This window comes from Mesorhizobium sp. B283B1A (assembly GCF_020165735.1).
GTDB classification, from domain to species: domain Bacteria; phylum Pseudomonadota; class Alphaproteobacteria; order Rhizobiales; family Rhizobiaceae; genus Mesorhizobium; species Mesorhizobium opportunistum.
On record NZ_JAIUIQ010000007.1, the window covers coordinates 198,866 to 223,955 of the forward strand.

General features: G+C 64.0%; 26 protein-coding genes. 9 read left to right on the top strand and 17 right to left on the bottom strand.

Going from position 1 to position 25,090, the window contains the following annotated elements:
- The first annotated feature begins 124 nt into the window (after positions 1 to 124).
- The gene (locus LB577_RS08360) at positions 125 to 769 is read left to right on the top strand and encodes a TetR/AcrR family transcriptional regulator (RefSeq protein WP_023778574.1); all 645 of its coding nucleotides are present in this window, start codon (positions 125 to 127) and stop codon (positions 767 to 769) included.
- A 178-nt stretch (positions 770 to 947) separates the two neighbouring features.
- Entirely contained in the window at positions 948 to 1,196 is a 249-nt protein-coding gene (locus LB577_RS08365; RefSeq protein WP_023778575.1) for a DUF680 domain-containing protein, read from the top strand.
- A gap of 48 nt (positions 1,197 to 1,244) precedes the next feature.
- On the opposite strand, the gene LB577_RS08370 is transcribed toward LB577_RS08365, so the two are convergent.
- The 9 genes from LB577_RS08370 to LB577_RS08410 form a co-directional block, all read right to left on the bottom strand.
- Entirely contained in the window at positions 1,245 to 2,294 is a 1,050-nt protein-coding gene (locus tag LB577_RS08370; RefSeq protein ID WP_224686328.1) for a Gfo/Idh/MocA family protein, read from the bottom strand.
- Positions 2,295 to 2,386: 92 nt separating this feature from the next.
- Complete coding sequence (locus LB577_RS08375; protein WP_224686329.1) at positions 2,387 to 3,172, bottom strand: ThuA domain-containing protein; 786 nt, start codon at positions 3,170 to 3,172, stop codon at positions 2,387 to 2,389.
- Between the two features lie 78 nt (positions 3,173 to 3,250).
- Positions 3,251 to 3,484 carry a hypothetical protein gene (locus LB577_RS08380; RefSeq protein WP_023765875.1) on the bottom strand — a complete coding sequence of 78 codons (234 nt, stop codon included), beginning with the start codon at positions 3,482 to 3,484 and terminating at the stop codon, positions 3,251 to 3,253.
- A 58-nt stretch (positions 3,485 to 3,542) separates the two neighbouring features.
- Positions 3,543 to 4,127, bottom strand: coding sequence for a sarcosine oxidase subunit gamma (locus LB577_RS08385; RefSeq protein WP_224686330.1), 585 nt, complete (start codon positions 4,125 to 4,127; stop codon positions 3,543 to 3,545).
- The gene (locus LB577_RS08390; RefSeq protein ID WP_224686331.1) at positions 4,120 to 7,113 is read right to left on the bottom strand and encodes a sarcosine oxidase subunit alpha; all 2,994 of its coding nucleotides are present in this window, start codon (positions 7,111 to 7,113) and stop codon (positions 4,120 to 4,122) included. Before LB577_RS08390 ends, LB577_RS08385 begins: the two co-directional genes overlap by 8 nt.
- On the bottom strand, positions 7,110 to 7,421 hold the full coding sequence (locus LB577_RS08395) for a sarcosine oxidase subunit delta (RefSeq protein WP_023765878.1): 312 nt from the start codon (positions 7,419 to 7,421) through the stop codon (positions 7,110 to 7,112). The genes LB577_RS08390 and LB577_RS08395 overlap by 4 nt, the downstream gene beginning before the upstream one ends.
- Before the next feature lie 11 nt (positions 7,422 to 7,432).
- The gene (locus tag LB577_RS08400) at positions 7,433 to 7,855 is read right to left on the bottom strand and encodes a hypothetical protein (protein ID WP_224686332.1); all 423 of its coding nucleotides are present in this window, start codon (positions 7,853 to 7,855) and stop codon (positions 7,433 to 7,435) included.
- Entirely contained in the window at positions 7,855 to 9,108 is a 1,254-nt protein-coding gene (locus LB577_RS08405; protein ID WP_032931625.1) for a sarcosine oxidase subunit beta, read from the bottom strand. The genes LB577_RS08400 and LB577_RS08405 overlap by 1 nt, the downstream gene beginning before the upstream one ends.
- 125 nt (positions 9,109 to 9,233) lie before the next feature.
- A complete protein-coding gene (locus LB577_RS08410; RefSeq protein WP_224686333.1) occupies positions 9,234 to 10,199 on the bottom strand; it encodes a hypothetical protein in 966 nt (321 codons plus the stop codon).
- Between LB577_RS08410 and LB577_RS08415 the strand changes: the two genes are divergently transcribed.
- From LB577_RS08415 to LB577_RS08445, 7 genes are all read left to right on the top strand, one after another.
- Positions 10,171 to 10,929: an SDR family oxidoreductase gene (locus LB577_RS08415; protein WP_224686334.1), complete on the top strand. Its 759-nt coding sequence runs from the start codon at positions 10,171 to 10,173 to the stop codon at positions 10,927 to 10,929. The genes LB577_RS08410 and LB577_RS08415 overlap by 29 nt on opposite strands.
- Before the next feature lie 117 nt (positions 10,930 to 11,046).
- Positions 11,047 to 11,433, top strand: coding sequence for an SET domain-containing protein (locus LB577_RS08420; protein ID WP_056577942.1), 387 nt, complete (start codon positions 11,047 to 11,049; stop codon positions 11,431 to 11,433).
- A gap of 178 nt (positions 11,434 to 11,611) precedes the next feature.
- A complete protein-coding gene (gene rpsU / locus LB577_RS08425) occupies positions 11,612 to 11,878 on the top strand; it encodes a 30S ribosomal protein S21 (protein ID WP_010911429.1) in 267 nt (88 codons plus the stop codon).
- A gap of 143 nt (positions 11,879 to 12,021) precedes the next feature.
- On the top strand, positions 12,022 to 12,864 hold the full coding sequence (locus LB577_RS08430; protein ID WP_013893060.1) for a tetratricopeptide repeat protein: 843 nt from the start codon (positions 12,022 to 12,024) through the stop codon (positions 12,862 to 12,864).
- A gap of 206 nt (positions 12,865 to 13,070) precedes the next feature.
- Positions 13,071 to 13,547, top strand: coding sequence for a DUF992 domain-containing protein (locus LB577_RS08435; RefSeq protein WP_023765884.1), 477 nt, complete (start codon positions 13,071 to 13,073; stop codon positions 13,545 to 13,547).
- A gap of 91 nt (positions 13,548 to 13,638) precedes the next feature.
- Positions 13,639 to 14,121 carry a DUF992 domain-containing protein gene (locus LB577_RS08440; RefSeq protein ID WP_224686335.1) on the top strand — a complete coding sequence of 161 codons (483 nt, stop codon included), beginning with the start codon at positions 13,639 to 13,641 and terminating at the stop codon, positions 14,119 to 14,121.
- Positions 14,122 to 14,394: 273 nt separating this feature from the next.
- Complete coding sequence (locus LB577_RS08445) at positions 14,395 to 15,831, top strand: MFS transporter (protein ID WP_224686336.1); 1,437 nt, start codon at positions 14,395 to 14,397, stop codon at positions 15,829 to 15,831.
- Positions 15,832 to 15,845: 14 nt separating this feature from the next.
- Here LB577_RS08445 and LB577_RS08450 read toward each other — a convergent pair whose 3' ends face one another.
- The 8 genes from LB577_RS08450 to LB577_RS08485 all read right to left on the bottom strand — a co-directional run bounded on the left by LB577_RS08450 (position 15,846) and on the right by LB577_RS08485 (position 24,910).
- Complete coding sequence (locus LB577_RS08450) at positions 15,846 to 16,538, bottom strand: response regulator transcription factor (protein WP_224686337.1); 693 nt, start codon at positions 16,536 to 16,538, stop codon at positions 15,846 to 15,848.
- A complete protein-coding gene (locus LB577_RS08455) occupies positions 16,535 to 19,264 on the bottom strand; it encodes a sensor histidine kinase (RefSeq protein WP_224686338.1) in 2,730 nt (909 codons plus the stop codon). Before LB577_RS08455 ends, LB577_RS08450 begins: the two co-directional genes overlap by 4 nt.
- Before the next feature lie 55 nt (positions 19,265 to 19,319).
- Entirely contained in the window at positions 19,320 to 19,886 is a 567-nt protein-coding gene (kdpC, locus tag LB577_RS08460; protein ID WP_224686339.1) for a potassium-transporting ATPase subunit KdpC, read from the bottom strand.
- Between the two features lie 73 nt (positions 19,887 to 19,959).
- Positions 19,960 to 22,053 (bottom strand): potassium-transporting ATPase subunit KdpB, encoded by a 2,094-nt coding sequence (gene kdpB / locus LB577_RS08465; protein ID WP_224686340.1) that lies wholly within the window; start codon positions 22,051 to 22,053, stop codon positions 19,960 to 19,962.
- On the bottom strand, positions 22,050 to 22,259 hold the full coding sequence (locus tag LB577_RS08470; RefSeq protein ID WP_224686341.1) for a hypothetical protein: 210 nt from the start codon (positions 22,257 to 22,259) through the stop codon (positions 22,050 to 22,052). The genes kdpB and LB577_RS08470 overlap by 4 nt, the downstream gene beginning before the upstream one ends.
- 25 nt (positions 22,260 to 22,284) lie before the next feature.
- Complete coding sequence (kdpA, locus tag LB577_RS08475; RefSeq protein ID WP_224686342.1) at positions 22,285 to 23,988, bottom strand: potassium-transporting ATPase subunit KdpA; 1,704 nt, start codon at positions 23,986 to 23,988, stop codon at positions 22,285 to 22,287.
- Between the two features lie 12 nt (positions 23,989 to 24,000).
- Positions 24,001 to 24,090, bottom strand: a complete 90-nt coding sequence (locus tag LB577_RS08480; RefSeq protein WP_023669708.1) for a K(+)-transporting ATPase subunit F — start codon at positions 24,088 to 24,090, stop codon at positions 24,001 to 24,003.
- Positions 24,091 to 24,607: 517 nt separating this feature from the next.
- Positions 24,608 to 24,910, bottom strand: coding sequence for a DUF982 domain-containing protein (locus LB577_RS08485; protein ID WP_224686343.1), 303 nt, complete (start codon positions 24,908 to 24,910; stop codon positions 24,608 to 24,610).
- Positions 24,911 to 25,090: the final 180 nt, after the last annotated feature.

Genomic DNA, 25,090 nt, shown 5'->3' on the forward strand with positions numbered 1-25,090 from the left:
ATGGGAGGGACGGCTGTGTCGGCGCGATCCGATGCGTGCCGTTTGGGAACCTGGGGCGCTCTTGTCCGTTTCCGTACAGCGTATATAGTTTAGCCGGACACCCACCAATCAAAAGGCACGGATCTTGCCGCAGAGCGTCCAGAAACGCCGCGAGAAACAAAAGGCCGAACTGCGTTCCGAACTGGTCGCAGCCGCGCACAAGCTCGTCCAGGAAGAGGGCTATGAGGGTCTGACCATCCGCAAGCTGGCCAAGCGGGTCGGCTATGCGCCGATGTCGGTCTATTCGTACTTCGCCGACAAGCAGGACATACTGTTCGCGCTTGCCGAAGATGCGTTCGAGACGCTTGCCCGGCGCATCGAGGAGCACCCGTCCGACGACCCGATCGAAGCCCTGCAGGCGGTGATGACCGAATATGCCGCCTTCGGACTCGGCAATCCCAACGAATACCGTACCGTCTTCATGACCGAAAAGACCAAGCTGCCGGAAGGCAGGAGCTACGCGGACATGGAGGAAAGCAACCCGGCGATGAAGGCACTGATCAGCCGGGTCGAGGCCTGTGTCGCCGCCGGCAAGCTGCAGGGCGATCCGCGCGCCATCGCCACCATGCTGTGGGCGGTCGGCCACGGCACGATCTCGCTGCTGATCACCTTTCCATTCTACCCTTTCGGCGATCCCCAGGCTTTCGTGAAGCGGATGTGCGATTTCACGCTTGCGACACTGCGCACGCAAGATGTGCCTCCGCTGACCGAGACACCGGTCAACTGCTGAACGACATCCCCTTACTGCAAACCTTGTCGCCACCGGCCAAACCGGTGGCGATTGCTTGGTTAACAAAAAATTTCCGTACATGTACGATTTCGGCTTGAACTTCGTGAGCGGCAGGCGTATCTGTACGGCATAACGTACATGTACGAAGAAATTCACCCGTCGAAAACGGAGACTGACAATGAAAAAGACCGTCCTCACCCTCGCCGCCATTCTGGCCCTTTCGGGCTCGGCTTTCGCCGCCAGCGCCACCCACCCGGTCAAGCACCTGCCGGCTGCGACCTGCGTCGACACCAGGACCAATGTGAAGCTCGATTGCGCTTCGACCGGCTCGGTCGAGAAGAAGGGCAACACGGAAAACACCGCTGAAGGCAAAGGCCCGCGCCTCGGCATCAGCATCAACCCGTGGATCGTGCCGAGCGCTTTCTAACATTTGCGCCAAACGCTTCTGGCCGGCGCGACCGGCCATTCGGTGACGTCAGGCGATCGAGACCGGCAGCCTGGTCGCCGAACTCTCGAAAGCCGCATCGATCAGCTTCTGCATGTCGGAGGCGCGCCGGAACGACGGATCGCCGTTCTGCCCGCTATCCAGCGCATCGGCGAAGCGTCTTGCGTTACGCTTGACGTCCGGCGGCGTCAGAGTCCGCCAGCGCTGCAGGTCGACATCCCCGCCGAGACAGGCGGACAGGTGCGAAACCTTGCCCTCGGTCTCGACCTTGATGGCCCCCTTGGTGCCGTGCAGCGTCAGCGACAGGTCGTTGGCGTGGCCTGTCGTGTAGCGGCTCGCCATGATCGTGGCGAGCGCGCCTGACTTCAGCCGCGCCATCATCGCCACGCTGTCATTGGCGTCCAGCACATAGTCGCCGATCTGCTCGCCCTCGGCCTTCGGAAACGTCACCAGGTCGGCATGCAGGCTGACGATGTCCTGGGCGGCGCCATAGGTGGCGAAGTCCAGTATGTGTATGCCGACGTCGCCCAGCACACCCGTCGAACCATGCCGGCTCGACAGGCGCCACAGCCATTTGTCCTCGACCCGCCAGTCGCCCCAGGATTTGCTGACCAGCCAGCTTTGCCGATAACTCGCCTCGACATGGCGGAGTTCGCCGATGGCGCCGGACTGCACCATGCGCCGCGCTTCCTGGATGGCCGGCGAATTGCGATAGGTCAGGTTGACCATATTGACGACGCCTGCCGCCTCGGCGGCTTCGGTCATGGCAAGCGCGTCGGCATGGTTCGGCGCCAGCGGCTTCTCGCAAAAGACGTGTTTGCCCGCGGCAAGCAGCGCCAGCGTCGTTGCCTTGTGCACGCCGTCCGGCGTTGCGTTGATGGCGGCATCGAACTGGCCCCAGGCGATCGCCGCCTCAAGGCTCTCGAAGCAGTCGCCAATCTTGTTTGCCCCGGCGAACGTCGCCGCGCGGCCCGGCATCTGGTCGACACAGGCCACGATGCTGCAGCCGGGAATGCCGGCGAACTCCTCCACATGATGCCCGGCGATGCCGCCGGTGCCGAGCAGAAGAATTCGGTGCATCAACCCACCCCCAACCAGTTCATGCCCCGATCAGCCCAGGCCCCGATCAGCCCAGGCCCCGATCAGCCCAGGCCCCGATCAGCTTAGGCTGATCAACCAAGACCCTTGTCGCCATCGGCATGCAGGCGCAGGCCTTTCTGGACGATCTTCTCCTTGGCCTTGTCCGTCGGCACGTTCGGCGCATTGGTGATGCCGGACCATGCGGGTGCGGGATTGTGCGCCCAGTGCACGGCGTTGCGCAGCACTTGTTGCACCCCTTCATTGTGGTAGATCGGATAGGTCTCGTGGCCCGGCGAAAAATAAAAGATCCGTCCCGCGCCACGCTGATAGGTCAGTCCCGACCGGAACACTTCGCCGCCCTCGTACCAGGAGATGAACACCGTCTCCAGCGGCTCCGGCACGGCGAACGGCTCGCCATACATTTCCGTCTCGCCGATCTCCAGGCATTCGCCGATGCCTTGCGCGATCGGATGGCCGCGATTGATCGCCCAGACGCGTTCACGCTCGCCCGCCTCGCGCCATTTGAGCGAACAGGGCGTACCCATCAGCCGCTTGAAGATCTTGGAGTAGTGCCCGGAATGGAGCACGATCAGCCCCATGCCTTCCCAGACCCGCTTCTGGACGCGCTCGACGATCTCGTCCTTGACCTCGCCATGGGCGGCGTGGCCCCACCACAGCAGGACCTCGGTGCCGGCAAGGCGCTTCTCGCCCAGGCCGTGCTCGGGCTCCTGCAAGGTGGCGGTGGTCGCCTCGATGCCCTTGTCCTGGTTGAGCGCGGCGGCAATAGTGCCATGCATGCCCAAGGGATAGAGATCGCGCACGGCGGCATTGGTCTGCTCGTGGATGTTCTCGCCCCAGACGATGGCTTTTATCGGCATCTTCATCTCCCAAAGCGCTTTAAATAGCGCATGTAACGGGACCTTGAGAAGGCACCGCCAAGACTGAAACTGGGGAAATCAGGGGTTGCGGGTTTTCCGTCCCGCAACGGTCTTGGCCTTGCCGGGCTTGGCAGGTGCGCCGGGGATTGCCGAGCTGGTGATCGACACCGGATCGCTGGCCGGGAACGTGTCCTCGAGGCCCTCTTCGAGCTCCTCTTCGGCATTGGCCTCGTCGTGCCGCTCGTGTTCGAGCGAGCGGACCGCCGCGGTTTTGGATTGCGGCGGCGACTTCGGCGCGGACTTGGACGGCATCGACATTCTCCCTCGACTTGTTGCCGCACAACGGACGCGCGCGGCAAACGTTCCGGGTTCAGACCGCCGCGTCGCGTGCGCCCTCGGACAGGAAAGTAAAGACATAGTCCGAGAAGGAACGCCAGCACTCGACCCGGAAGGCGTCCGCGGCTGTACGCAACAGCACGATTTCGGCCTTGCCAAGGATGGTTCGCGAGGCAGCCCCCACCGGGAACGCATCAAGCGACAGATCCTGCGGACAGCCCGAATTGATCGTGGCGGCCGCCGCCGCACCGGTAACGGCAATCGCGATATTGCGGTGCGAGACACCCACCGCCGAATGGAGCGCGGCAACCGTGGCGCAAGCGGCGAGCGGATCGTTGCCGGCCTCGTCGATGACAAACCATTCGTCCGGCCCAAGCCACAGGACGGTGCGGCCAGCCTTCGACACGGACGTCTTCGGTTTTTTCGGCAAGATCACGCCGAGCGCCTTCGACAGCGCCGCGACCGAAGCCTCCGGCGCGCGCAGCGAAATACGCTCTGCCGGCGGCAGGATCTCGACCTTGACGCCAGTCGCGGAGATGGCACGCCCGGCCAATGCGGATCGACGCTCGACCGAAGGCGATGCGGCCGGAGCGACCTTCTTTGCAGCAGCCTTAGCCATTGAGGCGCCCTCCCGTCTCGTCGAAGAACACCATGCCGGTAACCTCCACTTCGATCACTCCGTTCGGCATCGGCACGTAGAGCGTGTCGCCCATGCGGTCACGGCCGCCGGCGACCAGCGCCAGCGCGATGGAGCGGCCGCAATTCTGCGACCAGTAGCTCGAGGTGACGTGGCCGATCATCTTCATCGGGATCGCCTGCTTCGGATCCTGCACGATCTGCGCGCCTTCCTCCAGCACCACCTGCGGGTCCTTGGTCTTGAGGCCGACCAGCTGCTTGCGGCCCTTGGCGACCAGATCCGGCCGCGTCAGGCCGCGGATGCCGACGAAATCGGCCTTCTTCTTGCCGACCGCCCAATCGAGGCCGGCATCACCAGGGGTCACCGTGCCGTCGGTATCCTGACCAACGATGATGTAGCCTTTTTCGGCGCGCAGCACGTGCATGGCCTCGGTGCCGTAGGCGGCGGCGCCGTGCTTCTGGCCCTCGGCCCACAGCGCTTCCCAGACGGCCTGGCCGTAATCGGCCGGCACATTGACCTCGAAGCCGCGCTCGCCGGTGAACGACATGCGGAACAGCCTTGTCGGCACGCCGCAGATCTTGCCTTCGCGCACCGACATATGCGGCAGCGCCTCGTCGGACATGTCGATGCCTTCGACCAGCGGTGCGATGATGGCGCGCGACTTCGGCCCCTGCACGGCGATCACCGCCCATTGTTCGGTGATCGAGGTCAGCCAGACATTGAGATGCGGGAACTCGGTCTGGAGATAGTCCTCCATGTGGTTCATGACCCGCGGCGCGCCACCGGTCGTCGTCGTCACATGGAAACGGTCCGGCGCCAGCCGGCCCACGACGCCGTCATCATAGATGAAACCGTCCTCGCGCAGCATGATGCCATAGCGGCAGCGACCGGGTTCCAGCTTCTCCCACGGGTTGGTGTAGAGCAGCTCCATGAACTTGGCGGCATCCGGCCCGACCACTTCGATCTTGCCGAGCGTCGACGCGTCGAACAGGCCGGCATTGGTGCGAACCGCCACGCATTCGCGGTCGACCGCTGCATGCATGTCTTCGCCCGTCTTCGGGAAATACCAGGCGCGCTTCCACTGGCCGACATCCTCGAACACCGCGCCCTGCGCTTCGGCCCACGGATGGATCGCCGTCTTTCGCGTCGGGTCGAACAGCGGCCCGCGCGCATGGCTGACGATCGCGCCGAAAGTAACCGGCGTGTAGGGCGCGCGGAACGTGGTCAGGCCGACTTCCGGGATCGGTTTGCCAAGCGTTTCGGCGGCGATCGCCAGGCCGTGCATGTTAGAGGTCTTGCCCTGGTCGGTCGCCATGCCGTTGGTGGTGAAGCGCTTGACGTGCTCGATCGAGCGCATGCCCTCATGCACCGCCTGGCGAATATCCTTGGCGGTGACGTCGTTCTGGAAATCGACGAACGCCTTCACCGTCGTGTCCGGCCCGGCGCCGGGGCCAGCTCCCAGCATGCCGCGCGACCAGCTCTCAGAGGCATCGACCTTCGGCTTCGCGCCCTTGGCGGTCTTCGCGCCGGCGTCTTTCGCCGCCTTGGCGCCAGCCGCGTAGGCCTCGTCGACCGTTGCCGATAGCCCGTCAGTGCCGTTGCAGGCGCCGACTGAGACGCAGTCTTGTGCGTAAATACCGGGCACGAAGCGCTTGGTCTCGTCGTTGAAGGCGACCTTGCCGCGCGATTGCGAGAACAGATGCACCGACGGCGTCCAGCCTGCCGACATCAGGATCGCATCGACGGGAATGGTGCGCTCGCCGCCGCCATTCTTCGGCTGCACGGTCATCGAAGACACCCGCAATTTGCCGCCGGCGCGGATCACCGCGCGGCCGAAATTAATCTCGATGCCGAGCGCCCTCGCCTCGTCGATCACCGGTCCGGTGGGGTTGTCGCGCAGGTCGACGATCGCCGCGACATTGACGCCGGCCTTCTTCAGGTCGATCGCCGCCGCGTAGGCCGAGTCATTGGCGGTGTAGACGCCGACATTCCTGCCGACCGCCACGCCATAGTGATTCAGGAAGGTGCGCGCCGCGCCCGCCAGCATGATGCCCGGCCGGTCATTGTTGGCGAACACCATGTGGCGCTCGATGGCGCCGGAGGCCAGCACGACGCGCTTGGCGCGCACCTGCCACAGCCGCTCGCGCGGCAGGTCATGGCCGGGGGCCTTCAGATGATCGCTGACACGCTCGACCAGGCCGACGAAATTCTGCGCATAATATCCAAAAGCAGTCGCGCGCGAGAGCACGCGGACATTGTCCATCGCCTTCAGCCTGGCGATCGCCGCCTGTGCCCAGGCAAAACCGTCCTGGCCGTCTATTTTCGCGCCGCTCTCGAAGCGCAGGCTGCCGCCGAACTCGGCCTGCTCGTCGGCGAGGATGACGCGCACGCCGGTGTCCGCCGCCGCCAATGCCGCCGCAATACCTGCGGCGCCGCCGCCCAGAACCAGCACGTCGCAATGCGCGTAGCGCGAGGAATAATGGTCGGGATCGGGTTTGTCCGGAGAAACGCCAAGGCCGGCGGCCTCGCGGATCTTGGGTTCGTAAAAGCTCTTCCAGGCCGCCTTGGGCCACATGAAGGTCTTGTAATAGAAGCCGGCCGAAAACATCGGCGATGCGATGTCGTTGACCGCGCCTATGTCGAAGGACAGCGACGGCCAGCGGTTCTGCGAGTTGGCGGCAAGTCCGTCATAAAGCTCCTGCACGGTGGCGCGCACATTCGGCGTCTTGCGCGCGTCGTCGCGCACGATCTGCACCAGCGCGTTAGGCTCTTCCGCGCCCGCCGACAGAATGCCGCGCGGCCGGTGGTACTTGAACGAGCGCCCGACCAGATGCACGCCATTGGCAAGCAGCGCCGAGGCCAGCGTGTCGCCCTCGATGCCGGTATAGGACTGGCCGTCGAAGCTGAACCGCGCGGTCTTGGCCTGGCTGAGGCGGCCGGCGCTCGGAATGCGGAACCCGCCGCTCATTTGGCAACCACTTCGTTGGAGTTTTTGGGCAGCTTGGCGGGTTTCGGCTCGCCGGCCTTGTAGGTCATGACGAACTTGTCGGTGACGGTGTCGCGCACTGCATTGAAGAAGCGGGCGCAGCCATGCATGTGCCGCCAGCGCTCGTAGATGATGCCCTTGGGGTTCGAGCGGATGAAGAAAAATTTCTCGAAATCGTCGTCGCTCTCGCCGGCCATATTGGCCGATCGCGCGATATGGGCCTCGCCGGCGTTGCGGAATTCGAGCTCCGGGCGCTCTTCCTCGCAATAGGGGCAGCGTATGAGAAGCATCGTCTTCGTTCCTACAATTCGCCGTGGCCGACGCGGGCGCCGGCGGGTTGGTCGCAAAGCTTCTGGCCCATGGTCATGAATGGAGCGACGAGCCGCAGGCGCTCCTCGACGCTTGTCGCATCGCGAAACAAAGCGCGGTTGGCCATGTTGCCGAGCGTCAGTTGCATCGGGTCGGTGGTGACGATCACGCCGCGCGGCTCGAAATCCTCGTCCTCGTCCAGCCCGTGCGGCCGGCCTTCAAAGAACATCACCACTTTCTGGCCGGCGCTCCACACGCATGCCAGCGTCCCCTCGTCGACCGAAAACGGCCAGCCGGCCTCGTTGCCGGCACGTTCGATCGGCTGCAGCCGCACCTCTTCCGACGACGGCAAATGGAACATGCCCTGTTCCCCCGCCAGCACCAGCGGCATGGCGACAGCGAGTTCGGTCATCATCAATGCGCCACCGCCGCCGCCGCCGCCTCGTCGATGAGGCGGCCGGTGCGGAAGCGTTCGATGGTGAAGGGCGCGTTGATCGGATGCGGATCGTCCCTGGCGATGGTGTGGGCAAAGACATGGCCCGAGCCTGGCGTCGCCTTGAAGCCGCCCGTGCCCCACCCACAATTGACGTAGAGGCCGGGCACCGGCGTCTTGGCCAGGATCGGCGAGCGGTCGGGCGTGACGTCGACGATGCCACCCCACGAGCGCAGCATCTTCATGCGCGTGAAGATCGGGAACATCTCGCAGATGGCGTCGAGCGTATGCTGCAAGATGTGCAGGCCGCCGGTCTGCGAATAGGAGACATACTGGTCGGTGCCGGCGCCGATGACCAGTTCGCCCTTGTCGGACTGAGAGATATAGGCGTGCACGGTGTTGGACATCACCACACAAGGCACCACCGGCTTGACCGGCTCCGACACCAGCGCCTGCAGCGGATAGCTTTCCAGCGGCATGCGCACGCCGGCCATGTTCATGATGACAGAGGAATGGCCTGCGGCGACGACGCCGACCTTCTTGGCGCCGATGAAGCCGCGTGTCGTGTCGACGCCCATGACCGCGCCATTGGCGGCCCGCTTGACGCCGGTGACCTCGCAATTCTGGATGATGTGCACGCCGCGCGCCGAAGCACCCCGCGCATAACCCCAGGCCACCGCATCATGCCGCGCCGTGCCGCCGCGCCGTTGCAAGGCGGCCCCGACGACCGGATAGCGCGCGTCCCTGGAGATGTTGAGCGGCGGGCAGAACTCCTTGGCCTGCTCCGGCGACAGCCATTCATTGTCGATGCCGTTCAGCCGGTTGGCGTGGACATGGCGCTTCAGCACCTGGATGTCGTGCACATTGTGGGCGAGCATCATCACGCCGCGCGCCGAATACATGACGTTGTAGTTGAGTTCCTGGGAAAGCCCATCCCAAAGCTTCAGCGCATGGTCGTAGATGCCGGCGCTCTCGTCATAGAGATAGTTGGAACGGATGATGGTCGTGTTGCGCCCGGTGTTGCCGCCGCCGAGCCAGCCCTTTTCCAGCACAGCGACATTGGTGATGCCATGCACGGTGGCGAGATAGTAGGCGGTGGCCAGCCCATGGCCGCCGGCGCCGACGATGATGACGTCGTATTCCTTCTTCGGCTCGGGCGAGGACCACTGCTCCTCCCAACCCTTATGGCCGCGCATGGCCTCGCGGGCGATGGCGAATACCGAATATTTTTTCAACGTTCCAGCCTCGCAAATGGCGGCGAGGCGTTCACTTGGCCCCGGCGCGCGAGGTGTATCACTAGCGAAACAGCGCTTCCACCCTTGCGCTGTTTGCGACGGCGCTTGCCGTTTTGCGCCGGGCGTCAACCGCCGTCGTTTGGAACTTCGGCTTTTGACGGTTCGGCCGGCGGACGCCTGACAATGGACGGCCCGATTGCATAGGTCGGCCGCAAATAACCTTTGCGGCAATCGGCGGCGATTTTACGAATCTCCGCATCGTCCGACTGCTCCGTCATGGCCACGAAGCGCTCGACGATCACCTCGCGCGGCCTGATAGCCACTGCAGCTGCAAAGCGCCGCAACACCGCATCCGGATGCGCGAGCAACCGCGGCAGATCCTTGGAACTGGGCATGAAATAGCGACCATAAGCATTGACCAGTGTCTTGAAAGCCGAGTCCGGGCGCAGGGCGGCGGCATTTTCCACCGCAAGCCTTAGCTGCCAGCGCTCCGCAAGGCAGATGAATTGGACGACCCTCCACCGCACGCCGGCATATTCGTCATCCAGCCGCAGCATGAGGCGACCGAGAACGGTGCCATCGGCCGGCGTCGTACATCCCAGAAGCGCCTCGATTGCGTCGAACCGAATGCCGGAAGATTCACTGTCGAGCAGACCGGCGATCTCCGCGACAACGCAATTCATCTTGTAGCTCATTTTGGAATTGGCTTCAGCCACCAGGTAAGCGGCCGCGGCCTGCGTATGAAGATTGCCGGACGTTAGCAGCGGCCGAAGGTTCTCAAGCGGAAAGCCTTTGTGAAATTCCGATTGAAGAGCGAACGTCAATTCGCTGTCGCCCTCGAAGCCGGGGGCCAACAACTTGCTCATAATGTCTTGGGGGGTCATTGGAATGGGTGGCGCGTCCACCCGCAAGGTTTGAAGAGCCACTTCGTAGCCTGGTGCCCGCCATGCGTCAATAAACTCACCGAGAGCAACGCAGGTATCGGGTGGCTGGCGCTGCCTCGATTTGCGACCAAGCATCCGAACGCCGGCAAGGCTGGCGCTAGGAAAAGGATGTGAGAGAATGTTCGCACTCGCCAACAAGGTCGCCATCGTCACCGGCGCCAGTTCCGGCATCGGCCGCGCTGCCGCAAAACTCTTTGCCGAGGAAGGTGCGAAGCTCGTCGTCGCCGCGCGGCGCCAGGCAGAGCTCGACGCGCTCGTCGCCGAAATATCGGACGCGGACGGCACCGCCGTCGCGCTTGCCGGCGACGTCAGGGACGAAGCCTATGCAAAGGCTCTTGTCGATCTGGCGTTGGAAAGGTTCGGCGGCCTCGACATCGCCTTCAACAACGCCGGCACCGTCGGCGTGATGGCGCCCCTGCCCGACATGGTGCCGGCGGCATGGCACGAGACGATGGACATCAACCTGACAAGCGCCTTTCTCGGGGCAAAGCACCAGATACCGGCCATGCTGGAGCGGGGCGGCGGCTCGCTGATCTTTACCTCGAGTTTTGTCGGCTACACTGCCGGCATGCCGGGCATGGCCGCTTATGCCGCTGCCAAGGCTGGCCTGATCGGCCTGACGCAGGTGCTGGCCGCCGAATATGGGCCAAGGGGGCTACGCGTCAACGCGCTGCTGCCCGGCGGCACCGACACACCCGGCGCGACGACCACCACGCCGCAGGCCCGCGCTTTCGTCGAAGGCATCCACGCCTTGAAGCGCATGGCACAGCCGGAGGAGATTGCCCGCTCGGCGCTTTATCTCGCCTCCGATGCCTCCAGCTTCACCACGGGAACCGCGCTGTTTGCCGATGGCGGCGTCTCGATCAACCGGACGTGAACCCGGCGAACAGGACTGTTCGGCCAAGTGACGCAGGCCGCCGGTCTTGATTTTTCCGCGCGATTTGGCGATTCCGTTTGTCGAACCGCTCTTCTTGCCGAAACAGGTCCTGGAACCATGATGCTGATCCGAACCTATGTGGCCGCGAGCGCGATCGAGGGCGTCGGCATGTTCGCCGCCGAGCCGATCCGCAAGGGTGCCTCGATCTGGCGCCTCGATCCTGATTTCGACCGGCTGATCCCGATGGACAAATACGAGGCAGCGCCACCACCGTTGAAGGAATTGCTCGACCGCTACGCCTATCCGAGCCCGGATCGGCCGGGTTTCATGGTCTATGAAGTCGACAATGGCCGCTTCATGAACCATTCGGCGACGCCGAACACCGATTTCTCGCAATATGGCGGCGCGACGGCGACCCGCGATATCGCGGCGGGCGAAGAGATCACCTGCGACTACGGCGAGTTCTTCGAGGATTTCGAGCGGCTGCATCTGGCCACGGCGTAGCTGATGGCCTACCTACCGGGCAACCGGCGGCAATTTGGCCGTTGTCCTTCATTTCGACTGTGGACAGCGCGGCTTGATTCTGCTATCAGCCGCCACAATTCGTGGTGTCGAGCGCCGCGGAGGCTAGTGGCTATGGCTGCTTGCCTGTTGATATCAAACCCGAAAGACAGGATTGCCCGTGCAGGTACTCGTCCGCGACAACAACGTTGATCAGGCGCTTCGCGCGCTCAAGAAGAAGATGCAGCGCGAAGGCATTTTCCGCGAAATGAAGATGCGCGGTCATTACGAGAAGCCTTCCGAGAAGCGCGCCCGTGAAAAGGCCGAGGCCGTTCGCCGCGCCCGCAAGCTGGCCCGCAAGCGCGCACAGCGCGAAGGGCTGCTGCCGATGACGCCGCGTCCGGTGGCTGCCGGCGGTGCTGCCGGTGCAGCGCGTCCGCCGCGCTGATTAACGCCAATATTTCGTCCTTTTCGAAGGATACCAAGGTGGCGCGATGCGGAATCGCCGCCACCTTTTTATTTTGATGTGACCCGGCCCGGAGGGGGGGATCCGGGCCTGAATGACGCGGCGCAAGTGAGGACAGGGCAGACATGAACGCAACGAGCGTGGAGCGCGGGACCGCATTGCGTGGTTTCGCCCTGACAGCGGCCCTGCTTTCCGGACTTGTGCTTGCCGGCTGCCAGACATCGGGCCCGACCGGCGAGTTCAACAACATCGACAAGGCGCAAGGATCGAGCGAGAACATCTCCTCGCTGTCGGCGGTGATCCAGCGCAATCCCCAGGATCCCGAAGGCTACAATGTGCGCGGCTCGGCCTATGGCCGTGGCGGCCAGTACCAGGCGGCGCTCAAGGATTTCAACCAGGCCATCCAGCTCAACCCTAATTTCTACCAGGCCTATTCGAACCGGGCGCTCATCCAGCGTTTCCTCGGCAACCAGGAAGCCGCGCTTGCGGACTACAACCGCTCGATCCAGATCAACGGCAACTATGACGCCGCCTATATCGGCCGCGGCAATCTCTACCGCAAGGCAGGCCGCACCCAGGATGCCTTCAACGACTTCCAGAAGGCGATCCAGCTCGACACCACCGATGCCCGCGCCTATCACAATCGCGGCCTGATCTATCAGAGCCAGGGCCAGCACAAATTCGCCATCGAGGATTTCTCGACCGCCATCTCACTGGCGCCGGACGCCGCCGAACCCTACAACGGCCGTGGCCTTTCCTACCTGGCGACAGGCGACGAGGACAATGCCTTCTCCGACTTCAACATGGCCATCAAGCTCGACGGCAAGAACGCCGAGGCCTGGGCCAACCAGGCGCTGATATACGAGCGGCGCGGCGACAAGGCGAAGGCCGCGAAATCCTACAAGGAAGCCGTTCGCCTCAACCCGACCTACCAGCCGGCCAAGGACGGCCTCGCCCGCGTCAGCTGACGTCGGTTTCGCCAGATCCGCTAAACATTCCAGATCGTTAGCGTGTCCAAAAGGACACGCTGCTCTGGCTTTCGCCGGCAATCCGGCAACCGCGCGTTAACCCCCGCTGCAACCCGTCAACCCTTGCCTTGTTCGCGCCAAGTTTTCAGCGGAACGGTCTGGCCATCAAAGCCGTTACTTGGAAGCAATCGCGAAAGGACCCTCCCATGATCAAGAAACTCGCCTGCGCCGCCGCACTCGCCATGACCGCGTTCGCTGCCGCACCGGCCAGCGCCGGCAGGCTGCAGCTCGGCACGCTCGACTGCACCATCGATGGCGGCACCGGCTATATCGTGACGTCCAACAAGGGCGTGTCCTGCGTCTTCCGGCCCCACCATCATGGACCGTCCGAGGTTTACACAGGCGTCATCTCCAAGCTTGGCGTCGATCTCGGCAAGACTCATCAGGGCCAGCTGGTCTGGGCCGTATTTGCCGCGACACGCGACCGTGACGCGGGCGACCTCGCCGGCAGCTATTACGGCGTCAACGCCGAGGCCAGCGTCGTGACCGGCGGTGGCGCCAACCTGCTGGTTGGTGGCTTCGACAGCGCCTTCATGCTCGAGCCGCTCAGCGTCCAGGCGCAGACCGGCGTTAATCTTGCCGTCGCCGTGACGTCGCTCGAGCTGATCCATTCGCTCAAATGAATGCATGGAGCCATGGGCTCCACGACCCCTCACTTCGCGGCGCGGAACCGGATAGGATGGTTCCGCGCCGTTTCATTTTGAGGGGAACAGTATGCCGAAGACAGCCATCGCCGCTGCCGTGATTTTGACGGTGCTTGCCGGTGCGGCACGAGCCCAGGACCGTGGCATCGAACTCGGCGCGCTTGAATGCGCCATATCAGGCGGCACCGGCTTCATCTTCGGCTCGACCAAGGATTTGAGCTGCACCTTCACCCCCTCCGACAAGACCTTCGCGCCGGAAGCCTATTTCGGCGCCGTCAACAAATACGGCCTCGACATCGGCACGACAAAGCAAGCGGTGATGCGATGGCTGGTGCTGACGCCGCTGAAGAACATCTACGCGCCGGGTGCGCTGGCGGGCGACTATATTGGCGCCAGTGCCGAGGTGACGGCGGCCGTCGGCGCCGGCGCCAATCTGCTGGTTGGCGGTTCGTCACAGGCCTTCACCCTCCAGCCGCTCAGCCTGCAGACCCAGACCGGCATCAATCTCGCCATCGGCGTCAGCCAGTTCCAGCTGCGCAGCATCGAAAACTGATCGCGCCTAGGGCGTTCGCTTTCCGCTTCGTCATCCGGGGGCGTAAGCAAGGAGCAAAGCGACTCGGCGTTGAGAAGCTTCGGCCAATCTCCACCGTTGCGATGGTCCACGGAAACGAACCGCTTGAGCTCAACCATGGTTGAGGTCTTACGAACCTGCCCCGACTGAGCAGCGCCTGGATTTGGCGTTGCCGACACGCATGGTCTTGCCGGAAACCCTTTCTGACTTCTGGTGCCCAGCGCCGTCATCGAGATATCCAAGGCAGAGGTAGAAATGACTGAGATCGGAATAAACAGGGTCGACTGGCGCGCATTGTGGGCGAGCGGCGACCTGGCGCGCTTCTGCTTCATCAGCCTCGGCATCCTGCTGCACGCGACCAACGAGACGATGGTGGCGACCGTCATGCCCGCCATGGTCGGTGAACTGGCCGGCGTGCAGCTCGTCGGCTGGTCGCTGGCGATCTACGAGCTCGGCGCCATCGTCGCCGGTGCCGCGGCCGGACGGCTGGTGAGTTATGTGGCGCTGCGCACCAACATGGTTGTCGCCGCCCTGCTCTACGCGGCCGGAGCGTTGATCTGCGCCACCTCGCCTTCCATGCAACTGTTTCTCGCCGGCCGCCTGATCGAGGGGCTTGGCGGCGGCGCGCTGGTGTCGCTGGCCTTCGTCTCGGTCGAGCGGTTGTTTTCGCGTGCCATCTGGCCGCAGCTTTTCGGCATCATGTCCGCGATCTGGGGTGTCGCGGCCTTCAGCGGCCCATTGCTCGGCGCGATCATGACCGAGCTTCTGTCGTGGCGTTGGGCATTCGGCGTCTTCACAGCCGGCGGCACGGCCATGGCGCTGGCAAGCTTCATCGTGCTCGACACGCCTGAGGCGACGAGACCCACCACGAGCAAGGGCAAGGCGCCGCCCTTCCCGTTCGCCGCCCTCGCCTGCCTTGCCGTAGCCGTGGTGCTGATCGCCTCGGCCGGTGTCGACATCGCCTTGCTGCGCTCTTCGCTGCTGATCGCCCTCGGTCTCGGCGGCCTGGCGCTGTTCTTCTACATCGACGCGCTGAAGCCGCGCTCCCGGCTTTTCCCAGCGCGGCTGTTCTCGTGGCGCACGCCGGTAGGCGCCGGCATGACCATGGTCGCCGCCTTCTCGGTGGCGACCTGCTCCTTCGGCGTCTACGGGCCGCTGCTGTTGACCAGCCTGCACGACATCCCGCTGCTAACCACCGGTTATATCATCGCCGCCGAATCGATCGCCTGGTCGATCTTGTCGATCCTCGTCGCCAACGCGCCACCGCGCCGCGAGCGGCTGATCATCGTCTGCGGCGCGCTGATGATCGCCGCCGGCATCGCCGGCTTTGCCTATACGATACCGCTGGGCTCGATCCCGCTGATCCTGGTCTGCGCCCTGTTGCAGGGCGGCGGCTTCGGCATCGCCTGGCCGTTCCTGACCCGCGTCATCGTCGCCTCCGCCCCGGATGAGGAGCAGACAATTGCCTCGGCAGCGGTGCCGACCATGCAGCGCATCGGCTATGCCGTGGGTGCCGCCCTTGCCGGCATCGTCGCCAATGCCAGCGGTTTTTCGCAAGGGTTGAACCACGACGCGGCGGCCAATGTCGCGAGCTGGCTGTTCCTCGCCTTCGTGCCGCTCGGCATCCTCGGCTGCCTAGCTGCCCTGCGGGCATCGTCGACGGCGAGCCGACTGCAGGAAGCAATCGGTTAAGTGACGGCTCTCGCCTACTCGACCTCGCGCAGGCGATAGCCGACACCAGTCTCCGTGGTGATGCAGCGCGGCTGGTCGGGGGTCTTCTCGATCTTCTGCCTGAGCTGCCGGACATAGACCCTGAGATACTGCACGTCGGTCGAATCGCCCCATACCTGCTTCAACAGGAAATGGTGGGTCAGCACTTTGCCGGCATGCTGCACCAGCATGCGCAGGATCTCGTATTCCTTCGGCGAGAGCTTCACCTCCTTGCCCTCGACCTTCACGACGCGCTTGACCAGGTCGACGCTGAGGTCACCGGTCTGGAAAACCGGCCTCTCGCCCTGCTGCTGGAACTTATGGCGCAGCGCCACGCGGATGCGGGCGACCAGCTCGTTCATGCCGAACGGCTTGGTGACATAGTCGTCGGCGCCGAGTTCGAGCGCGTTGACGATGCCGGCCTCGTCGGTGCGGCTGGAGAGGATGACGACGGGAATGTCGAGGCCGTCGTCACGCCATTTGCGCAGCAGTTCATGGCCGCTCATGCCCGGCAGGCCGAGGTCGAGCAGGACGAGATCAGGCTTTTCCGCCTCCATCAGTTCGATCGCCGCCTTGGCGTTCGGCGCCTCGCTGATGGCATAGCCCTGGCTGCCGAGCCCGACCCGCAGCAGCTTGCGGATCGGCGGCTCGTCATCGACGACCAGTATCCTGACGTTCGAGTTTGTCATGCCAAGTCACCAACATCGTCGGTAGTCGAGGTGTCGAGGTCGGGCGGGATCGCCGGCTTCGGCATGCTGATGGTGAAAACCGCGCCCGGACGGTCGGTTCGGTTCGCGGCCGTGATCGTGCCGCCCATCGCTTCGATGAAACCACGGCAGATCGACAGGCCGAGCCCGGTGCCGGCGCGGACCTGGTCACGCTTGCGCACCCGGTAGAAGGTGTCGAAAATCCGTTCCACGTCTCCGGGCGGAATGCCCGGCCCCTCGTCCATAACCTGCAGGACGACGGAGCCATTGTCGGTCCAGCCTTGCACGCGGATCGTCGAGCCGGGCGGAGCGTATTTCGCCGCATTGTCGAGGAGATTGAACAGCGCCTGCTCGAACAGGACGGGATCGATCTTCAGCATCGGCAGATCCACGGGGATGTCGATTTCGGTCTTGTGCTCGGCGATGATTTTCCTCGCTCTCTGCAGGGCAGAGCCGACGATATCGCCGACATAGTGGAAAGCGTAATTGGGCTCCATGGCCCCGGACTCGATCTTGGTCATGTCGAGCAGATTGGCGATGAAGCGGTTCAACCGCTCGGACTCATCAAGTACGGTCGACAGCAGCTCCGCCCGATCCTGTTCCGGCAATGCTGGTGCGAATTCCCGCAGCGTGCCGGCCGCACCCATGATGGCGGCGAGCGGCGTCTTCAGATCATGCGAGATCGAGGTGAGCAGCGCCGAACGCAGCCTGTCCGCCTCGGCGGCGAGCTTGGCGCGGTCGACGTCGGCGACCAGCTGGATACGTTCGATGGCGACCGCCGCCTGGTCGGCCAGCGCGTCGAGCAGGCGCTGCTGCTCTGGCGTCAGCAGCGGACCCTGCTTGTCGTTGTCGAGCCCGACGACGCCGATCGCGGTACGCCCTGTGCGCAAGGGAAGATAGAGGCGCTTGGCGCCGGGGAGCGTGTCGGCGCCGCGTCCTGCCGCCCGGTTATGCTCCCAGGCCCAGCGGGCGGCGGCGATATCGGCTTCGGCCAGCGTATCGTCGGGCGGATAGCCGGCCTTGACGGTGATCGTTCCATCTTCCGGCAAAAGCAGCACCACGCGCAGCTTCAGCATCGAGGCGATCTGGAAGGCGGTGGCCCAAAGAACGTCGTCGAGCGTGCCGGCGCCGGCGAGCTTCTTGGAAAAGAGGTAGATGTCCTCCGTGGCCCGCGCCCGCGAGCGGGCGGCGACCGCCTGGCGTTGCACGCGCGCCGTCAGATTGCTGGCGATGACGGCCACAACCAGGAACACGCCGAGCGCGACGATGCTCTCCGGATCCCGGATCGTCAGCGTGTAGCGCGGCTCCAGGAAGAAATAGTTGAAGGCGACGGCGCTGGCGAGACAGGCATACAGGGCCGGCCATAGGCCGCCGGTCACCGCCGACGTCAGCACCCCGATGAGAAAGATGATAGCCAGATTGCGAACGTCGAGAAACTGGTCGAGCAGGACGGCAAAGGCGAGCGAACCGGCGACAAAACCCGTGGCCTTGAGATAGGGCCAGATCTGGAACTGCCACTGCTCGTCCGCCGCCTTGACGCTTCTCGACGTCGCCTCGGTGTTGCGCTCGGTTCCCGAAATGACATGGACGCTGATGTCGCCGGCATTGCGGATGAGATCGTAGGTGAGCGAACCTTCGATCAATTCGCGCCAGCGCGACCGGGGCGGCCGGCCGACCACGATATGGGTGAAATTGTTGGCCGTCGCATGCCGCACGATGTCCTGGGCGACGTTCTGACCGGGAATGGTCGTCACCTCGGCGCCGAGCTGTTCGGCAAGGCGCAGCAATGCCGCCAGCCGGTCCTTGTCCTCCTCGGACATGGCGGCCGAACGAGGCGTATCCACATGCAGCGCCGTCCACGGCGCGCGCAGCCGGTCGGCCAGCCGGCGCGCATAGCGAATGCGGGCCGCCCCGCCCGGACGCGCGTCGACGCAGACGAGCACCCGCTCGCCCGCGGCCCACGGCCCCGGAATGGCGTGGGCCTGCATATGGATCAGCAACTGGTCGTCGACGCGCTGCGCCGTGCGGCGCAGCGCCAGTTCCCTAAGCGCGGTCAGATTGCCCGGCGAGAAATAGTTCTCGATCGCGCGCTGGGCGGTGTTGGGGAAATAGACCTTGCCTTCCTCGAGCCGCTTGATCAGGTCGTCGGGCGTGAGGTCGATGATCTCGACGTCGTCGGCCTGGTCGATAATGGAATCGGGAACCGTCTCGCGCACCCTGACCTTGGTGATCTGGGCGACGACATCGTTCAGGCTTTCGACATGCTGGATGTTGAGCGTCGTGTAGACGTCGATGCCTTGAGTCAGGATTTCCTGGACGTCGAGATAGCGCTTGGGGTGGCGGCTGCCGGGCGCGTTGGTGTGGGCGAGTTCGTCGACGAGAACCAGCGCCGGACGCCGGGCGAGGATGGCGTCGATATCCATCTCGTCGAGGATGCGGCCCTTGTAGTCGACCTTGCGGCGGGGAATGACCTCATAGCCCTCGACCAGGGCCATCGTCTCCTTGCGGCCATGCGTCTCGACGACGCCGATCACCACGTCCACGCCGTCGGCCAGGCGGGCACGGCCCGACATCAGCATTTCGTAAGTCTTGCCGACACCCGGTGCGGCACCGAGGAATATCCGCAAACGGCCGCGACCTTCCCGCTCGGCATGGTCGAGCAGTGCGTCGGGAGAAGGTCTGGTTTCGTTGCTTCGGTCGTCCGGCATCAGTTTCGATCATGGACGGCGCCAGGGGTACTGTCGATCCCCGGCCCATCCTTCGTCATTTCGCATCGTCGAGTGCGAGATTGAGCGCCAGCACATTGACGACCGGCTCACCCAGGAAGCCGAGTTCGCGGCCATCGATGTGGCTGTCGACGAGCGCCTTGACCTTGGCCTCGTCGAGGCCCCGGGCCTTCGCCACCCTGGCGACCTGGAAGTAGGCGGCCTCGGGGCTGATGGCCGGATCGAGGCCGCTGCCGGACGTCGTCACCAGGTCCATCGGGACCGGCTGGTTCGGATTCTCCGCCTTCAGCTTTTCGGCATCGCCCTTGATGCGATCGATCAGCTTCGGATTGGTCGGGCCGAGATTGCTGCCGCCGGAGGCGGTTGCGTCGTAGCCGCTGCTGCCGGCCGCCGAAGGCCGGCCATGGAAATACTTGTCGCTGGCAAAGCCCTGGCCGATCAGGCCGGAGCCAATGACCTTGCCGTCCTTTTCGACCAGGCTGCCATTGGCCTGGCGCGGGAACAGCGCCTGCGCGATGCCGGTCATGCCCAGGGGATAGATCAGGCCGGTCAGCACCGTGAAGAAGACGATCATGACGATCGCGGGTCTTATCTGGGAAAGCATGGAAATTTTCCTCAAAGCAATTCCAGGAAAAGTGTGAAGCGGTTTCCGACAGGAATTGCGTTAAAACAAAGAGTTAAGCGAGGCCGAGGGCGGTGACGATCATGTCGATCGCCTTGATGCCGACGAAGGGGACGATGATGCCGCCGAGGCCGTAGACCAAAAGGTTGCGGCTGAGCAGCGCACCGGCGCCGATGGCACGATACTTGACGCCTTTCAACGACAGCGGGATCAGCGCGATGATGATCAGCGCGTTGAAGATGATCGCCGACAGGATGGCACTCTGCGGCGTCCCCAGATGCATGATGTTGAGCGCCTGCAGCGGGCCGGTCGTCTGTCCCGGCGCGACGTAGAAGACGGCGAACATCGCCGGGATGATGGCGAAGTACTTGGCGACGTCGTTGGCGATCGAGAACGTCGTCAGCGAGCCGCGCGTCATCAACAGCGCCTTGCCGATCTCGACGATCTCGATCAGCTTGGTCGGATCGCTGTCGAGATCGATCATGTTGCCGGCCTCGCGAGCCGCGACGGTGCCGGTGTTCATGGCCACGCCGACATCGGCCTGGGCAAGAGCGGGCGCATCGTTGGTGCCGTCGCCGCACATGGCGACCAGCTTGCCCTTGGCCTGTTCGTCGCGGATCAGCTTCAGCTTGTCCTCGGGCGTCGCCTGGGCCAGGAAGTCGTCGACGCCGGCCTCCGCGGCGATCGCAGCGGCCGTCATCGGATTGTCGCCGGTGATCATCACCGTTCGGATGCCCATGCGGCGCAGTTCTGTGAACCGTTCGCTGATGCCGCCCTTGACGATATCCTTGAGGTGAACGACGCCGAGCAGGCGCCCGTCGCGTTCCACCGCCAGCGGCGTGCCGCCGGACTTGGCGACCTCGTCGGCGATGGCCTGGAGGTCGCGGATGGAGTCACTGCTCGGGCGCACGCCATGGGCCGCCGATGCCGACTGGTTGACGTGGGCGAGCACCGAATCGACGGCGCCCTTGCGCACCGACGAACCGTCGATGTCGACGCCGCTCATACGTGTCTGCGCGGTGAAGGGCACGAAGGTGGCGTGCAGCGTTGCCATGTCGCGGGCGCGAATGGCGTATTTCTCCTTGGCCAGCACCACGATCGAGCGGCCTTCCGGCGTTTCGTCGGCGAGCGAGGCGAGCTGCGCCGCGTCGGCCAGTTCCTGCTCGGTGATACCCTTGACCGGGCGAAATTGCGTCGCCTGGCGATTGCCGAGCGTGATCGTGCCGGTCTTGTCGAGCAACAGCGTGTCGACGTCGCCCGCCGCCTCGACGGCGCGGCCGGACATCGCCAGCACGTTGAACCGCACCAGCCGGTCCATGCCGGCGATGCCGATGGCCGACAGCAGCGCGCCGATCGTGGTCGGGATCAGCGTGACGAACAGGGCGACCAGGACGGTCACCGGGATGTAGCCGCCCGAATAGGAGGCGAAGCTCGGGATGGTGGCCGTGGCCAGCACGAAGATCAGCGTCATGCCGACGAGCAGGATGTTGAGCGCGATCTCGTTCGGCGTCTTCTGGCGCTCGGCGCCCTCGACCAGCGAGATCATGCGGTCGAGGAAAGTATGGCCCGATGCCGCCGTGATGCGCACGCGAATCCAGTCGGACAGCACCTGCGTGCCGCCGGTGACCGCAGAACGGTCGCCGCCGGATTCACGGATGACCGGCGCGGATTCGCCTGTTATCGCCGCCTCGTTCACCGAGGCGACGCCTTCGACCACCTCGCCGTCCGACGGGATGATGTCGCCAGCCTCGACCAGCACGGCATCCCCGACCTTCAGGCTGGTGCCGGGCACCAGTTTGTACTTTGTGCGGTCCTCACCGGTCAGAAGCTTGGCCTGGGTTTCGGTGCGCGCCTTGCGCAGTGAATCGGCCTGCGCCTTGCCGCGGCCTTCGGCGACGGCCTCGGCGAAATTGGCGAACAGCACGGTGAACCACAGCCAGATGATGATCTGCAGCGTGAATTTGGAATCGCCGCCGCCGGTGATCAGGTCCCTGGCGAACAGGACGGTCGTCAGCGCCGAGACGACTGCGACGACGAACATGACCGGGTTCCTGATCAGGGTGCGCGGATTCAGCTTCCTGAAGGCTCCGCCGACGGCGGGCCACAGGATGCCGGCATCCATGATGCTGGCGGATTTGGACTGGCTCATTTGTTGGCTCCAGTATCGATGTTGTTGGCAGGCACCGATCGATCGGATGCCGAAAAGGGTGGGCCATAGACCAGCAGCCAGATCACGATCATGACTGCCGCAATGCCCAGGAATGTGGAGATGGTCGGGAAGGGAGGGGGAGTTGGCTCCCCCTCATTTCCGGCCCGGGGCCGGCGCTTCCGTCGCATGATGTTGAACCAGGACATGATGTCGATCCAAGGCTGGGCCGTGTCAGAATGTCTGCCCATGGATCATGGCCAGGTGTTCGACGATCGGTCCGATCGCCAGTGCCGGGAAAAAGGTCAGGCCGGCGACGATCAGGATGACGCCGACCAGCAGGCCGACGAACAGCGGGCCGTCTGTCGGGAAGGTGCCGGCCGAGGCCGGGACCGTCTTCTTCGCCACCAGCGAGCCGGCGATGGCGAGCGCCGGGACGATGACCAGGAAGCGGCCCATCAGCATGGTGATGCCGAGCGTGACATTGTACCAGGGCGTGTTGCCGCTGAGGCCGCCAAAGGCCGAGCCATTGTTCGCCGCCGCCGAAGTATAGGCGTAGAGCACCTCGGAGAAGCCGTGCGGCCCGCCATTGGCCATGGACGCGACACCCGTCGGCAGCACCACGGCGATTGCCGTGAAAATCAGCATGGCCAGCGGCAGGCACAGGATGGCCAGCATCGCCATCTTGACTTCCTTGGCCTCGATCTTCTTGCCGAGATATTCCGGCGTGCGGCCGACCATCAGCCCGGCGACGAAGACGGCGAGGACGATGAACATCATCATGCCGTAGAAACCGGCGCCGACGCCGCCGACGATGACCTCGCCGAGCTGCATGTTGACCATCGGGATCAGCCCGCCGAGCGCGGTGAAGCTGTCATGCATGGCGTTGACGGCGCCGCACGAGGCGGCCGTGGTGATGACCGCGAACAGTGCCGAGAGGGCAATGCCGAAGCGGCTCTCCTTGCCTTCCATATTGCCGCCGTCGATGCCGAGCGCATGGACCAGCGGATTGCCCGATGCCTCCGCCCAGTAGCAGATGGCGACGCCGGCGATGAACAGCACGCCCATCGTGGCCAGGATCGCCCAGCCCTGGCGTTGGTTGCCGACCATGCGGCCGAAGACGTTGGTCAGGGCAGCACCCAGCGCGAAGATCGTCACCATCTGGATCAGATTGGAGATGGCGTCGGGATTTTCGAACGGATGTGCGGCATTGGCATTGAAGAAACCACCGCCATTGGTGCCGAGCATCTTGATGGCCACCTGCGAGGCGACCGGGCCGAGCGCGAGGGTCTGCTTGGCGCCCTCCAGCGTGGTGGCGTCGACATACGGTCCGAGCGTCTGCGGTATGCCGAGCCAGACATAGACCAGCGTCAGCACAATGCAGAGCGGCAGCAGGATGTAGAGCGTGCAGCGGGTCAAATCGACCCAGAAATTGCCGATCGACTTTGCCGAGGCACGGGCAAAGCCGCGGATCAGCGCGACGGCGATCGCGACACCGACGGCGGCCGACATGAAGTTCTGCACGGTGAGGCCGGCCATCTGCACGAGGTAGGACATCGTGCTCTCGCCGCCATAGTTCTGCCAGTTGGTGTTGGTGACGAAGCTGGCGGCGGTGTTGAAGGCGAGGTTGGCGTCGACAGACGCCATGCCGGCAGGATTGTAGGGCAGCACGCCCTGGAGCCGCTGCAGGACATAAAGCACCAGGAAGCTGGCGACGCTGAAGAACAGGATGCCCGTCGCATAGGCGGTCCAATGTTGTTCCTCGCGCTCGCTGGTTCCCGAAATCCGATAGAGCCCGCGTTCGACCGGGCCCAGAACCGGCGACAGGAATGTCCGGTCGCCATTGAAGACGCGGTACATGTAGCCGCCGAGCGGTTTCACCAGCAAAACGACGGTCCCGCAATAGACGAGGATCTGTAGCCATCCGTTGAGAGTCATGGTTTCCGGCCTTCAGAAGCGTTCTGGACGAACGAGGGCGTATGTCAGGTAAACGAGCAGGAACAGCGTCACGCCGCCACCGAGAATGTAGTCGACAAGCATCTTGCGGTCCTCGCGTTAAAGAATGTCGCAGGCTTTGATGTAAGCGAAGGAAAGGACGAAAAACAAAATTCCTATTCCGAGAACGACGATATCCATCGTGTTTATTCCTTGCTTTCGCTTTTCTACGTTTCGCCTGCTCGAAGCAGGTGGAAATTACGTGATACGGCGCGCCACACCTCGATTGGTGAGGGCGTTCGACGTTTTTGCTCAAGATGGAATATGGACCCGATCGCCATAAAGGTTCGAGACGGCGCGAAGCGGAAAGAAATAGGAATTTTATAAAGGTTTTAGGGCGCGGCTCGTCACCTTCGGCGCCCTGCCGCGCAGCCATCGAATGAGCCTGGTTCAGCGAGCCCGAGCGAAACGCCGGCGGACGGCTGATTGTCTCCATAAACGCCGGGCAAACGTCATCAGCGTCCGCAAAGCCGTAGTTTCCGGCAGCAAAGTGAAAGCCCGGCTTGGAGGACCAGTGGCAGTCGATGCAGAATTGGCCGCTACGACGGGAGTGAATTCTTACTCAGGCGGCGTAGCCGCCGTAGCCGCGCGCGACAGCGCGCGTCACGATGACTGGCTCGATCTCGGGCCAGAGAATGCCGGCAGCCTGCGCGAATTCTACGAACGCATGGCGGGCCTCATCCCTGGCGACGCAGCCTTCCATGGCAAGGCCACACGCCTCGACGGCATTGTGGTAAAGCGGACCATGGCGCGCGGTCGTCCAATTGGTCAGGAAATCATGCATTTCGGCCAGCGAGGCAATCTCGCGCTTGAAGCCGAGGCCGACGGTGAGGGCCACCGGTGAACGAAACAGCTTGTCGTGCATGAAACGGCTCCTGGTTGTAGCAGCGCTAGGAGAAATATCCGGGCTGGTCCACGAATGGGACGCCATGAAACGCGCGGAGCAGCGGGAGGTTCCAGGCCGAGCTTGCTGTTCTGTGGAACGGCGACCGCCTCGGGGCAGATCCGTAACGGTCGAAAAAAAGTGGGCCCGGAAATCCGGGCC